The sequence below is a fragment of the Micromonospora sp. RV43 genome (genome assembly GCF_001029515.1).
Taxonomy (GTDB): domain Bacteria; phylum Actinomycetota; class Actinomycetes; order Mycobacteriales; family Micromonosporaceae; genus Micromonospora; species Micromonospora aurantiaca.
Genome location: NZ_LEKG01000016.1, coordinates 33,628 through 46,254, shown reverse-complemented (window position 1 = coordinate 46,254; position 12,627 = coordinate 33,628). Strand labels below are relative to the sequence as shown.

13 protein-coding genes and 1 tRNA gene are annotated in these 12,627 nt (G+C 73.0%); 7 read left to right on the top strand and 7 right to left on the bottom strand.

Annotated features, from left to right (window positions below; genetic code table 11):
• Nucleotides 1-57 precede the first annotated feature (57 nt).
• Together ABD52_RS40640 and ABD52_RS06415 are read right to left on the bottom strand one after the other, a co-directional pair.
• The gene (locus ABD52_RS40640; RefSeq protein ID WP_235437374.1) at nucleotides 58-636 is read right to left on the bottom strand and encodes an endonuclease domain-containing protein; all 579 of its coding nucleotides are present in this window, start codon (nucleotides 634-636) and stop codon (nucleotides 58-60) included.
• A gap of 1,115 nt (nucleotides 637-1,751) precedes the next feature.
• Entirely contained in the window at nucleotides 1,752-2,399 is a 648-nt protein-coding gene (locus ABD52_RS06415; RefSeq protein WP_047891141.1) for an IclR family transcriptional regulator, read from the bottom strand.
• A gap of 63 nt (nucleotides 2,400-2,462) precedes the next feature.
• On the opposite strand from ABD52_RS06415, the gene cysS reads away from it, so the two are divergent.
• Both cysS and rlmB read left to right on the top strand, forming a co-directional pair.
• Entirely contained in the window at nucleotides 2,463-3,878 is a 1,416-nt protein-coding gene (cysS, locus tag ABD52_RS06410; RefSeq protein WP_013288907.1) for a cysteine--tRNA ligase, read from the top strand.
• Nucleotides 3,878-4,993 (top strand): 23S rRNA (guanosine(2251)-2'-O)-methyltransferase RlmB, encoded by a 1,116-nt coding sequence (rlmB, locus tag ABD52_RS06405; RefSeq protein ID WP_013288906.1) that lies wholly within the window; start codon nucleotides 3,878-3,880, stop codon nucleotides 4,991-4,993. Before cysS ends, rlmB begins: the two co-directional genes overlap by 1 nt.
• 57 nt (nucleotides 4,994-5,050) lie before the next feature.
• Here the strand turns inward: rlmB and ABD52_RS06400 are convergent, their stop codons facing one another.
• The gene (locus ABD52_RS06400) at nucleotides 5,051-6,142 is read right to left on the bottom strand and encodes an ABC transporter ATP-binding protein (RefSeq protein ID WP_047891140.1); all 1,092 of its coding nucleotides are present in this window, start codon (nucleotides 6,140-6,142) and stop codon (nucleotides 5,051-5,053) included.
• 365 nt (nucleotides 6,143-6,507) lie between these two features.
• Here ABD52_RS06400 and ABD52_RS06395 point away from each other — a divergent pair.
• Nucleotides 6,508-6,584, top strand: a tRNA-Thr gene (locus ABD52_RS06395).
• A gap of 83 nt (nucleotides 6,585-6,667) precedes the next feature.
• On the opposite strand, the gene ABD52_RS06390 is transcribed toward ABD52_RS06395, so the two are convergent.
• On the bottom strand, nucleotides 6,668-7,054 hold the full coding sequence (locus tag ABD52_RS06390) for a VOC family protein (protein ID WP_013288904.1): 387 nt from the start codon (nucleotides 7,052-7,054) through the stop codon (nucleotides 6,668-6,670).
• A gap of 160 nt (nucleotides 7,055-7,214) precedes the next feature.
• Here ABD52_RS06390 and ABD52_RS06385 point away from each other — a divergent pair, with 160 nt between their 5' ends.
• Complete coding sequence (locus tag ABD52_RS06385) at nucleotides 7,215-7,715, top strand: GNAT family N-acetyltransferase (RefSeq protein ID WP_047891139.1); 501 nt, start codon at nucleotides 7,215-7,217, stop codon at nucleotides 7,713-7,715.
• Nucleotides 7,716-7,753: 38 nt separating this feature from the next.
• Nucleotides 7,754-8,275 (top strand): helix-turn-helix domain-containing protein, encoded by a 522-nt coding sequence (locus ABD52_RS06380; protein WP_235437373.1) that lies wholly within the window; start codon nucleotides 7,754-7,756, stop codon nucleotides 8,273-8,275.
• Here ABD52_RS06380 and ABD52_RS06375 read toward each other — a convergent pair.
• Nucleotides 8,210-10,090, bottom strand: coding sequence for a hypothetical protein (locus ABD52_RS06375; protein ID WP_047891138.1), 1,881 nt, complete (start codon nucleotides 10,088-10,090; stop codon nucleotides 8,210-8,212). The two genes, ABD52_RS06380 and ABD52_RS06375, sit on opposite strands and share 66 nt — an antisense overlap.
• A 160-nt stretch (nucleotides 10,091-10,250) precedes the next feature.
• Between ABD52_RS06375 and ABD52_RS06370 the strand changes: the two genes are divergently transcribed.
• Nucleotides 10,251-10,670, top strand: coding sequence for a VOC family protein (locus ABD52_RS06370; RefSeq protein ID WP_013288900.1), 420 nt, complete (start codon nucleotides 10,251-10,253; stop codon nucleotides 10,668-10,670).
• A 64-nt stretch (nucleotides 10,671-10,734) separates the two neighbouring features.
• Nucleotides 10,735-11,346 carry a histidine phosphatase family protein gene (locus tag ABD52_RS06365; protein ID WP_047891137.1) on the top strand — a complete coding sequence of 204 codons (612 nt, stop codon included), beginning with the start codon at nucleotides 10,735-10,737 and terminating at the stop codon, nucleotides 11,344-11,346.
• A 1-nt stretch (nucleotide 11,347) separates the two neighbouring features.
• On the opposite strand, the gene ABD52_RS06360 is transcribed toward ABD52_RS06365, so the two are convergent.
• Complete coding sequence (locus tag ABD52_RS06360) at nucleotides 11,348-12,004, bottom strand: type 1 glutamine amidotransferase domain-containing protein (RefSeq protein ID WP_232236698.1); 657 nt, start codon at nucleotides 12,002-12,004, stop codon at nucleotides 11,348-11,350.
• A gap of 75 nt (nucleotides 12,005-12,079) precedes the next feature.
• Nucleotides 12,080-12,529, bottom strand: coding sequence for a hypothetical protein (locus tag ABD52_RS06355; protein ID WP_152748193.1), 450 nt, complete (start codon nucleotides 12,527-12,529; stop codon nucleotides 12,080-12,082).
• Nucleotides 12,530-12,627: the final 98 nt, after the last annotated feature.

The window sequence follows — 12,627 nt, the reverse complement described above, 5'->3', positions numbered from 1 at the left end:
CCGAGGTGGCGGTGTCCGGAGTTCCCGGACGCCGCCACCTCGGCGTTCCGGCCGGTGTCACGGCCGCCACCCCCGGGCCACCAGTGCCGCCCGGATCTCCCGCACCAGGGCGGGGAACTCCTTACGCAGACGGCGGCCGGTCACGTGCAACACGAGCCAGCCGGCCGCGACGAGCTGGTTGAGCCGCCGCCGGTCGAGGTGCATCCGGTCCGCGTCGGAGTGCCACTGACCGTCGTACTCGACGGCGACCCGGAACTCCGGCCAGGCCAGATCGGGGTGCAGGATCAGGCCGGTCGGCACACGCACCGGATACTGGGCCACCGGGCGGGGCAGGCCGGCGAGGACGAGGCGGACCCGCAGGTGGGACTCGGGCGGGGACTGAGCCAGCCCGTCGGTCAGGCCGAACACCCACGCGGCTCGCCGCCCACCGGGGCGGCACGCGTTCCGGGCCGCCTCGCTCGCCAGCGCCGACCGGTTCACCGAACCGGTACGCAGCAGCCCGTCGATGATGCCGACCGCCTTGACGGGATCGGCCCAGACCGCTGTCTCCCAGGCACAGGCGGCCGGCTCGGTGCGGGGCGTCGGCCCGGCCAGGATCATTTCCGCGCCGGGGTACGACCCCGCGAACGGGTTCAATGCGGCGGTTGAAGCCGGCGGGGTGGCCGGGCCGTGCGGTCCGGGCGCCCTGCGGGAGTCGGCCGGATTCGGCGATCTGGTCCGGCCCGGTGTGCCCGGTGGGCGGTCCGTTGTCGACGGTGCCGCGACGGGCGGCCTCGTGCCGGCGCGCGACCTTGTGCTTGCGGGTGGGCTCGTGCTTGCGGGCGACCTCGTGCTTGCGGGTGGCTTCGTGTCGGTGGTCGACCTCGTGCCTGCGTATGGGTTCGTGCCTGCGTGTGGGTTCGTGCTGGCGCGTGGGTTCGTGCCGGCGGTTGGGCTCGTTCGCGCGGCTGCGGCGGCGGCGCCGACGGGGACCAGGAGGCCGCTGCGGGTGCTCGACATCGGGGCTTGGTGCACCCGGACACCCGGCTGGGAGTCGGCCCGGACCGTGGCCGGCAGCAGGACGTGCACGTCGTCGGTGAAGTCGGCGGCGTGCTCGACCCCGTGCAGGTAGGCCGCCGAAGGGCCGGCGATCGCCGCACCGGGTGGCATGCGTAGCAGCGCCGCGCGGCAGGCCAGCGCGTGGTCGCGGTCGAGCCGCGCGTCGGCGTAGACGTCCTGCCGGAGCCGGATCCAGGACGCGCCCCGCAGATGGTGCCGGGACAGCAGCCCGCGCCGGATCGCTTCCGAGCCCCGGAAGACCTGCCAGGCCAACTCCGATGGTCGATGAGGATGAGGTGGCATGTGACGAGCGTGGCGGCGTACGGGTCGAGATCGGTACCCCTGTGGACAGCCGCAGCCGTGCCATCCGCCGCGCCCTGTGGACAACCCCCGACCGCCCCTGTCCGTGTGCTATGGCCCTCGATCAGCGCATGATCCACTCCACTTCGGGGAGGTGGCGGCATCCGGGCCGCGTTGATGCAGCCACTTCCCCGAGCTGGCGTGAGGGTGTGTGGAGAAGGGCGGGTTCCAGCCACTTCGGCGTGGCGGTGTGAGGGTTGCGGGGTGGGCTGGGCCGTGTGGCCGCCGGTGCCTTGAGCTGGCTTGATCGACTCCACTTCGGGGAGGTGGCGGTGTCCGGGCCGCGTTGATGCAGCCACTTCCCCGAGCTGGCGCGAGGGCGTGAGGGCGTGACGGCGTGGGGGCATGCGGGGTCAGGAGAGCGCGGCGGCGACCGCCTCGGCGGCGGCGGTGACCTGGGCGCCGACGTCCGCCACGTCGAGCGGGGTCAGCGACACCACCCCGACGCTCCCCTCCAGCCCGGGCACACCGAGCACCGGCGCCGCCACCCCGTATGCGCCTGATTGAAGCTCGCCGCTGGTACTCACCGGCCCCGGATCGCCGGCCCGCCCGGCCAGTACCGCCCGGCCGGCGGCGCCCCGTTCCAGCGGGTGCCGGGTGCCGGTCCGGTACGCCACGTGGAACGACGTCCAGCTCGGCTCGACCACCGCGAGCGCGACTCCCTCGCCGCCCTCGACCACCGTGAGGTGGGCGGTCGCCCCGGTGCCCTCGGCGAGCCGGCGCAGCGCGGGCAGCGCACCCTCGGCCAGCAGCGGCTGGGCGCGGCGGGCCAGGTGCAGTACGCCCACGCCGATCCGCAGGCGGCCCTCGCCGTCACGCCGGAGCATGCCGTGGCCGGTCAGCGCGCCGACCAGCCGGTAGACGGCCGCCCGGCCGATGCCCAGCCGGTGCGCCGCCTCGGTGACTGTGAGCCCGCCCGGCGCGTCCGCGACCAGGTGCAGCAGCCGCAGGCCCCGGTCCAGGGTCTGTGCCGTCTCTCCCGTGCGCGCCGCCGTGTCCACAGCACGCAGCGTACGACCCGGCTCCGGCCAACCCGGAAATGTGCGGACGGCTACCCTTGTGAGGTGACGCTACGCCTGTATGACACCGCCACCCGATCGGTGCGGGACTTCGTCCCGCGGGAAGCCGGCAAGGTGGGGGTCTACCTGTGTGGTCTCACGCTCCAGGCCCCGCCGCACATCGGTCACCTTCGCTCCGGCGTCAACTACGACGTGCTGCGCCGATGGCTGCTCAGCAAGGGCTTCGAGGTCACGTTCATCCGCAACCTGACCGACATCGACGACAAGGTCCTGGCCAAGGCGATGGAGCAGGACCGGCCGTTCTGGTCGATCGCGTACGCGAACGAGCAGATCCTCACCACCTCCTACCGGGCGCTGAACGTGCTCCCGCCGACGTACGAGCCGCGGGCGACCGGGCACGTCCCGGAGATGCACGAGCTGATCGCCCGGCTGATCGAGACCGGTCACGCCTACCCGGCCACCGACGGCTCCGGCGACGTCTACTTCGACGTGGCCTCCTGGCCCGCGTACGGCTCGCTGTCCGGCCAGTCCCCGGCGGACATGCAGCCCGCCGGCGACGCCCCCGACCGGGGCAAGCGCGACCCGCGTGACTTCGCGCTCTGGAAGGGCGCCAAGCCGGGCGAACCGGCCGACGCCTACTGGCCGTCGCCGTGGGGCCGCGGCCGGCCGGGCTGGCACATCGAGTGCTCGGCCATGTGCTGGCGCTACCTCGGTCCCGAGTTCGACATCCACGGCGGCGGGCTCGACCTGACGTTCCCGCACCACGAGAACGAGATCGCCCAGTCGCAGGCCGCGGACCTGCCGTTCGCCCGCTACTGGGTGCACCACGGCCTGCTCGGCATCGGCGGCACCAAGATGGGCAAGTCGCTCGGCAACACGCTCGACCTCGACTACGTGGCCGCGCTCGGCGTCCGCCCGGTCGAGCTGCGCTACTACTACGTCGCCGCCCACTACCGGTCCCGCATCGACTACTCCGAGGACGCGCTGCGCGAGGCCGCCGTCGCGTACCGGCGGATCGAGGGCTTCGTGCAGCGGGCGGCCGAGCGGGTCGGCCCGGGCCGGCCCGGCGACCTGCCGGCCGGGTTCGTGGCCGCGATGGACGACGACCTCAACACGTCGGCGGCGCTCGCGGCGCTGCACGAGGTGGTCCGCGACGGCAACACCGCGCTCACCGCCGGGGACGATGTGACCGTCCGCACGACGCTGGCCGCCACCCGGGCGATGCTGGATATCCTCGGCGTCGACCCCCTGGACCCGGCCTGGACCGGCGGCGGCCGCACGGACGACCTGCGCGGCGTGGTGGACTCCCTGATCGCGCTGGCCTTGGAGCAGCGCGCGCAGGCCCGCAGCCGCAAGGACTGGGCTGCCGCCGACGCCGTACGCGACCAGCTCAAGCAGGCCGGCGTGGTCGTCGAGGACACCCCCCAGGGCCCGCGTTGGACTATTGGAGAGCAGGACTGATGGCCGGCAACTCGCAGCGCCGTGGCCGGCGACTGACGCCGAAGGCGGGCGCCCCCAAGGGCACCGGTGGCAAGAACAAGGACTCGCTCGCCGGGCGGGGTCGCACGCTGCCCGCCGACGAGCGGCCCTGGCACAAGGCGTACTCGGGCACCGAGAAGCTGCCCCAGCGCACCGCCTGGAAGCAGGACAAGGAGCGCCGCGCCGCCGCCGAGGAGGGCCGCGCGCCCAAGATCGGCCAGCCCGGCACCAAGGACACCACCTGGGGCAAGGGCAGCCGGGCCGGTGTGCCGCTCAAGGGCGGCAAGGGCAAGCCCGGCGGCCGGGGCGGTCCCCGGGTCGCGCCGGGCCGCAAGGCCAACCCGGCGAAGGACAGCCCCGAGCTGCTGGTCGGGCGAAACCCGGTGCTGGAGTCGCTGCGCACCCAGGTGCCCGCGACAGCGCTCTACACCGCGCAGGGCATCGACGTCGACGACCGGGTCAAGGAGATCGTCCGGACCGCCGCCGACCGGGGCATCGCGATCCTCGAGGTCAGCCGCGCCGAGCTGGACCGGATGACCGGCGGGGTGCTGCACCAGGGCGTCGGCCTCCAGGTGCCGCCGTTCGCCTACGAGCCGTTCGACGACCTGGTCGCCGCCGCGCTGGAGCAGGCCGCTCCGCTGCTGGTCGCGCTGGACGGCGTCACCGACCCGCGCAACCTCGGGGCGGTGATCCGGTCGGCCGCCGCGTTCGGCGCGCAGGGTGTCTTCGTACCCGAACGGCGTGCCGCCGGGATCACCGCGACCGCCTGGCGGACCAGCGCCGGCGCGGCCGCGCGCGTGCCCGTCGCCCAGGTCACCAACCTGACCCGGTCGCTCAAGGCGTGCAAGGAGGCCGGCTTCGTCGTGGTCGGCCTGGACGCCGACGGACAGACCGACCTGTACGACCTGGAGGCCGCCGTCGGCCCGCTCGTCGTGGTGGTCGGCTCGGAGGGGCGCGGGCTGTCCCGCCTGGTCGGGGAGACCTGCGACCTGACCGTCAGCATCCCGATGGTCTCCGACGTGGAGTCGCTCAACGCCAGCGTGGCCGCCGCGGTCACGCTCGCCGAGGTCGCCCGCCGCCGGTCCGTCGAGGCCTGATCGAGAGCAACGAAAAGGGGCGGTCCGCCGTGGCGGGCCGCCCCTTTCTCGCGTACGTCAGATCCGCTGGCCGGTGGCGGCGTGGAAGACGTGGCTGCGGCCGGTACGCGGCTTGACGAACACGGTGTCGCCCATGTTCGGCATGCTGCGGCGGTCGGTGCGGACCACGAACCGCTCGTTGTGGCCCTCCAGCGCGGCGTGGCCGTAGACGTTGGCGTCCGAGCCGAGGTCCTCGACCAGCTCGACCACGACCGGCATGCCGCCCTCGGACGGGCTGACCAGGTCGCAGTCCTCCGGCCGGAAGCCGACGGTGACCTTGCCGTCGCCGCCCTCGGCGCCGGCCGCCTGGACCTGCTCGCGGGTCAGCGGCACGATCATCTCGGCGAACGCGCCGCCCTGCTCGGTCAGCTTCACCGTCTTGATGTTCATGGCCGGGGAGCCCATGAAGCCGGCGACGAAGACGTTGGAGGGGGTGTCGTAGAGCGCCCGCGGGGTGTCCACCTGCTGGAGCACGCCGTCGAGCATGACCGCCACCCGGTGACCCATCGTCATGGCCTCGACCTGGTCGTGGGTGACGTAGACCGTGGTGACGCCCAGCTTCGCCTGCAGCGAGGCGATCTGGGTACGGGTCTGCACGCGCAGCTTGGCGTCGAGGTTCGACAGCGGCTCGTCCATGAGGAAGACCTGCGGCTCGCGGACGATCGCGCGACCCATGGCGACACGCTGGCGCTGACCGCCGGAGAGCGCCTTCGGCTTGCGGCTGAGGAACTCCTCCAGCTGGAGCAGCCCGGCCGCCTCCTTGACCCGCCGGTCGATCTCCGACTTCGAGGTCTTGCGCAGCTTGAGCGCGAACGCCATGTTCTCGTACACCGTCATGTGCGGGTAGAGGGCGTAGTTCTGGAAGACCATCGCGATGTCGCGGGCCTTCGGCGGGAGGTGGGTGACGTCCCGGTCGTCGATGTAGATCGCGCCGTCGTCGACGTCCTCCAGGCCGGCGAGCATCCGGAGGCTGGTGGACTTGCCGCAGCCGGACGGGCCGACCAGGACGAGGAACTCCCCGTCACCGATCTGGAGGTCGAGCTGGTTGACGGCGGGGCGCTCGGTGCCCGGATAGATCCGGGACGCCTTCGCGTAGGTGACCGTAGCCATGATGGAGCGCTTCCTTTCACCGGCAGGAACGTGCCGGACGATCCGAGTGAAGGAGCGACCGGCGCCCAAGGCACCGGCCAACGGGGTCGTCGCTCAGGCAGCCGAGGCCGGCCGGAGTGTCGTCCGTGTCACTGCACGGTAAACGGCTTTCGCGATCGTGCCAAGACGTGGCACGTCGGGTGGGACGGATGGCATACGCATAACGGTCAGGAAGGCACTGCGAGGCATCAATCTCCCCGCCTGTGAGCGCGGCCGAGCGATGATCCATCGGTCGTACCGGTCGGGATGCCGACGTTTTCCGTGCTCGGGAGCCCTGCGAGGCGGGAATTCCGGGGCTCAGTCGCTATGCTGAGCCCGACGCACGCGCCCCTGTAGCTCAGCTGGCCAGAGCACTCGCCTTGTAAGCGAGATGTCGCCGGTTCGATCCCGGCCGGGGGCTCCAGTTCCACAAGGCGTTCCGGGGCCGATGTCGCCGCGGGACGCCCGGCTCCGTCAGCAGCGACCTGACGGTACACCCGCGAGGGGTCAGGCGGGCCCACGGGCGTCGGCCCCCGCGGGCTCCCAGAGCTGGATCATGTTGCCCTCTGGGTCTCTGAGGCTCGCGAACCTGCCGTTCGGGTACTCCTCGGGGTCCACCTCGACGTCGATATCCGCATCGCGCAGTTGGTCGACCATCGCGTCCAGGTCGACGACGCGGAAGTTGAGCGACCAGGAGTGCTCGGGGCCGCCGAAGTGCTCGGAGTCCGCCGACATGGCCGCCAGGACGGTAGGACCGGGCTTCTGCCACCAGGAGGACACGTCGTAGGACTCCGGTGCCAGCTCGACCCCGAGATGGGTGGCGTACCAGCGGTTGATCCGGTCCGGGTCGTGGGCGCGGAAGAAGACGCCGCCGATGCCCGTCACGCGTTCCACGATGTCTTCTCCCCGCTGGGCGCTGTCCGTGCCCTCTTCGACCTGGCTGAGCCTGCCGACTTCAGGCTAGACCCGACTCGGGCGGGATTCGACAGCACCCGATCGTCACGGTTGCCGGATACCGGTTGCCTGCTCGGCAGGCCTGCGCCACCCTCTCCGCATGCTCGAAACGCGCGTCCTCGGCGAGGATGACTGGAAGGTGTGGCGGGAACTGCGGCTCGCCGCGCTCGCCGAGGCCGGGTACGCCTTCGGCGCCCGACTGGCTGATTGGCAGGGCGACGGCGACCGCGAGGAACGCTGGCGCGGGCGGCTGGCCGTCCCCGGCTCGTACAACGTCGTGGTGATGCTCGACGGGCAACCGGTCGGGATGGCCAGCGGGATGCCGACCGAGCAGGACGGGGTGGTCGAGCTGATCTCGATGTACGTGGCACCCGCCGGACGCGGCCGGGGCGTGGGCGACCACCTCGTCCGGGAGGTCGAGCAGTGGGCCCGGCAGGCAGGCGCGCGGACGCTGCGGCTCGCCGTGGCGGAGGGCAACCCCAACGCGTGGGCCCTGTATCTGCGCAACGGCTTCCGGGACACGGGCGAAGTTGGCGGCCTGATGCCCGACGGCGTGCGCCGCGAGCACATCATGACCAAGAGTCTCCTGGACCAGCCGTAGACGGTGCGGGCGCGGCACGCGCAGTAGGCTGACCAGCGATGAGTCGCGCGGTCGAGGAGTCCAACCGGGCGATGCTGCGCGCCCGCGACGCGATGGACCGGGCGTACGCGCAGCCGCTCGACATCCCCGCCCTGGCCCGGATCGCGCACGTCTCGGAGGCGCACTTCATCCGCACCTTCCGGGCCACCTTCGGCGAGACACCGCACCGCTACCTGCAACGCCGACGGGTGGAACGCGCCATGTACCTGCTGGCGCGCACCGGCGAACCGGTCACCGAGATCTGCCACCTGGTCGGCTTAGGCAGCCTGGGCACGTTCAGCCGGACGTTCCACGGCATCGTCGGTGAGTCGCCGTCGGCCTACCGGCGCCGAAAGGCCGCGCCGGCCGACGTCCCGAGCTGCTTCACCAAGGCCTGGATGCGCCCGAGCAGCACGGCAGGCAAGCCGGCCACGGAGGGCAAGCCGGCCACGGAGGGCAAGAAGCCAGCCCCGCGGTCAGCGGCCCCGCACCCTCCGCCGCACCATGACCCAGAGCCGGTCGCCGAGCCGGGTCCGCCGTAGCCAGCGCAGTCCGGCCAGCCGGCTCTCCGGTGGCGTACGCGGGCGCGGCGGCGCGGTGACCCGCTCGTAGGTGGCGCCGGTCGACGGCCCGGTGAAGTCGGGTTCCAGCCGTTCGGAGGCGACCGCCAGTGCGGTGAACTGGGCCAGCACCCGCGGATCGGGCCGGCCGCCCCGGGCGGCGGTACGCAGCTCCCGCTCCACGGCCGGACGCCGGATCAGCTCGGTGAGCGGCCCGTGGACGGTGTCCAGCAGGCCGGCCACGGCGGCGACGCCGTCGCCCTCCCAGATCCGGGTGGCGCGGGACGGTCCGGTGGCGGAGCTGACGAACGGCACGTCCGCCCACTCCGGTACGAGCCGGGCGATCAGCGCGGTGTGCGGAAGTCGCGCCCGCTTCTCGGCCGCGGTGAACGCGAAGCTGGCCGCGACGAAGCCGGGCGCCAGGAACGGGGTGACCATGCCAGTGGTGTACGCGGCTGTGCACCAGCGGCGCATCCGCTCGACCAGGTAGACGTAGTCGATCAGGTGCTCGTCGCGTAGGCCCAGCTCTCGGGCGTGGGCCGTCAGCGCGGTGACGCGGTCGCGTTCGGCGGCCAGCGCCTCGGGCGTCGTGGTCCCGCGCGGCACGGCCGCCAGCAACTTGCTCATGGCCGCCTGCTCGGGCGTGGGCGCCGGGTCGGCGTCGGGGCGGGGATACCAGAAGCCGACCACCAGTTCGCCTGCCGCTCCGGTGAGGCTCGGCGGGCGTACCTGGTCCGGCAGCCGGGTCCGCGCCGCCGGGCGCGTCAGGTAGGTCGACGGGAACTGGTGGTCGTGCAGCGCGGCGAGCCGTCGCGCCCGGTCCCGGAGGCCGGTGCCGAGGACGGCGTCCGGCGGCGCTGCGGGTGTGAGGCGGTGCGGCAGCTCCAGGCCGCGCCGGTCCCGCAGGAGCCGCACCAGCTCGCGGGCCACGTCGCCCTCGGCGGGGGTGTCGTCGTTGGTGACCAGGTCCGGCGTACGGCCGGCGGCGACGAGCGTCGCGGCGATGAGCCGGGAGTCCTTGCCGCCGGAGAGACCGAGCGTGACCTCGCCGTCGTGCAGCCGGTGCAGGCCGGCGACGGATCGGGTCAACGCGTCAGCGGCCAGGTCCAGCCGCTCGTCGGTCGGCCGGTCCCGGTCGGCGAGGCCGCTGCGGACCACGTCGTCGGCGGCGTACCGGACCTCGGTGGTGAGCTGCCAGCCGCCGTCGGCGCGGCGGCGGCCGGTGACCCGCTCGCCCGGCTGGAGCAGCCGGATGCCGGCGAGCGGTGAGAGGTCGCCGCCGAAGTGGCCGGTGAGCAGGTACGACGTCCAGCCGGCCGGGTCGGGGCGGGCCTCGCCGTGCAGGAAGTCTGCGAGCAGACCGGGCCGGGTGCACCAGGCGGTGATCCCGTCGGCCGCGCCGGTGAACACCCGGGCCATGCCCAGCCAGTCCTGTTGCAGGGCGAGACGGTCGCGGTCGAGTGCGAGCAGCGTGAACGGCGGTACGACGTCCCGGTGCACGTCCTCGCCGGTGATCAGGCGGTTGGCGAGCGTCACCGGGTCGTCGCCGTCGGCCCCTACCGGGATGCCCACGGAGACGGCCGTGACGGGGCCGTCGGTGGCGACGGGCGGCCATCGGTATCCGCCCGGATCGGCCGGGTGCAGCACCAGCACGCCCCAGTCGGTGCCGCCGAAGCGCCGGCGGTGCCAGCTTTCGGGTACGAGGTCGGCCACGGCCTTGTCGAACCGGGCCACGGCGGCATCGAGGCGCGGTTGTGGCAACGCCCCGGTCGCGGCCCAGGCCACCATCAGCTGCATCGTGTAACCCCCCGGCTTATGTCACGGGGACGTTAACAGCGGATGTCCGGGCGGTGTCCCCGCGCGGACAAACGACGCAAATCGGGCGAGGTGGCTCGACGGCGGGACTGCGCAGTTTCGGATAAGCAGCAGGTCGGGGCGCTGCTCTAGCGTCGTCGGCATGACGATGACTTCGACTTCCCGCTCCCAGATCTACGTGCTCGACCAGGACGAGGCGCTCGACTTCTACGTCGGCAAGCTCGGCCTGGAGGTCAGCACCGACCAGGACCTCGGTTTCATGCGCTGGCTCACCGTGAACGTGCCGGGTGACCCGGGCCGGGAGATCCTGCTGGAGAAGCCGGGTCCGCCGGCTCTGGACCCGAAGACGGCCGAGCAGGTCCGGGAACTGCTCACCAAGGGCGCCGCCGGCGGTTTCCTGTTCTTCACCACCGACGACGCGCACAAGACGTACGCGGACCTGGTCGCGAAGGGCGTGGAGGTGACCGACGAGCCGACCGACCGGCCGTACGGCATCGACTTCGGCATCCGTGACCCGTTCGGCAACCGCATCCGGATCGGGCAGATGCACCAGCACCCGTGACCGGCGGGCCACCCGGGCGGCGCTCGGCGGGCTAGTCTCGCGGTCCCCGACCGTGGAGGTGCCGATGCCCAGCCGCCTGCTCTACCTGGTCCGTCACGGCGAGCAGGACCGGCCGGAGGAGGAGGCGGACACCGGACTGTCCGAGCGCGGCCGCCGACAGGCGACGCTGCTGGGCGAGCGGCTGCGCGGCACGCGCTTCGCCGCCGTACACCATGGGCCGGCCCGGCGGGCCGCGGAGACCGCCGCGCTGGTCGCGGCGTCGCTGCCGGGTGTTCCGGTACGCGAGGACGACCGCGCCGGCGACCACATGCCGCACGACACCGACCCGGCCGGCCTGCCGGAGTCGTACGCGGCGTTCCTGGCCGGTTTCTCCGAGCGGGAGCGGCGCGACGGACCGCGCGTGACCGCGGAGTCGGTGGCGCGGTTCGCCACCGCCCCCGCGGAGGGCGACGTACGCGAGCTGGTCGTCACCCACAACTTCCTGGTCGCGTGGCTGGTACTGCACGCGGTGGACGCGCCGGCGCGCCGGTGGATCGGGCTGAACCAGCAGAACTGCGGGTTGACCGTGATCCGCTACAGCTCGGGCGGCCCGCCGGCGCTCGTCGCGTTCAACGACGTCGCCCACCTGCCGCCCGAGCTGCGTGCCACCGGCCTGCCCGACGACTACCGGATCTGACTCAGGCGATCAGCTTCACCACGGCGTCGGCCACGGCGCGGGCGGACTGCGGGTTCTGGCCGGTCACCAGCCGCCCGTCGACCACCACGTGCTCGGTGAAATCAGGTGCCGGCACGTGCTGCGCGCCCGCCTCGCCGAGCTTGTCGGCGAGCAGGAACGGCACCTCGTCGGTGAGGCCGACGGCCGCCTCCTCGCTGTTGGTGAACCCGGCCACCCGCTTGCCGGCGACGAGCCGGGAGCCGTCGGTGAGGGTGAGGTTCACCAGCGCCGACGGGCCGTGGCAGACGGCGGCCACCACGCCGCCGCGCTCGTAGACCGAGCGGGCGATCCGGGCCAGGTCGGGGTCGTCGGGGAAGTCCCACATGGTGCCGTGACCACCGGCGAAGAGGATCACGTCGTACCCGTCCGGGTCGACGTCGGCGGCCTTCGGGGTGTCGGTGACGCCGGCGGTGGCGAGGAAGTCGTTCTGGGTGCTGTCGTTCTCGTCCCGCCCGTCGACGGGCGGCTCCCCGCCGGCCACGGAGACCAGGTCGACGTCGTACCCGGCGGCCCGGAACACCTCCCACGGCTCGGCGGCCTCGCCGACGTAGTAGCCGGTCGAGCGGCCGGTGCGGCCCAGCTCGGAGTGACTGGTCAGGGCGATGAGTGCGCGAGTCATGCCTTCCATGCTGGCGCGGCCGGCCCGCCCCGGCCATAGGCCGATGTCACAGCCGGAACGGGTTTGACGGGCCGGTCAGCCGGTGGCGCCGTTGAGCAGGTCCACCACCTGCGAGGTGACGGCCGGTGGCGTGGTCTCCGGCGGGCAGTCCACGTAGCCGACCTGGTTCGGCCCGATGGTGAGCCGGTAGGTGAACGCGTCGGCGCACATCGTCGGCGGCACGGTGACGGCGGCCTCGGCGGCGAGCCGGGGGTCGGCCGCGAGCTGCCGCAGCCGGGTGAGCTTCTCCGCGGCGAGCTGTCCCTCGCGGGAGGCGCCGCCGCGGTCGGTCCTCGTCCAGTGGCCGTCCGGCTCGACCCGGACGGTGTCGGACAGCCCGGCGATGCCGCCCGACTTCACGAGTACGACCTCGGTGGCCAGCGGCGAGGGTCCGTCCGTGAGGACGGGTGGGGCGTCGGTGCGGGCGCAGCCGGCGAGCGGGAGGAGAAGGGCGGCGACGGCCGCCGCGGCGGAGGCAGCTCTCATACCCGATCGGACGCGCGACGGGACCACCCGGTTCCGGCCCACCGGTCCTCCTCATCCGTTCGGTCAATGTCTCAGGCGGGATCTCGCCAGCCTCTTTC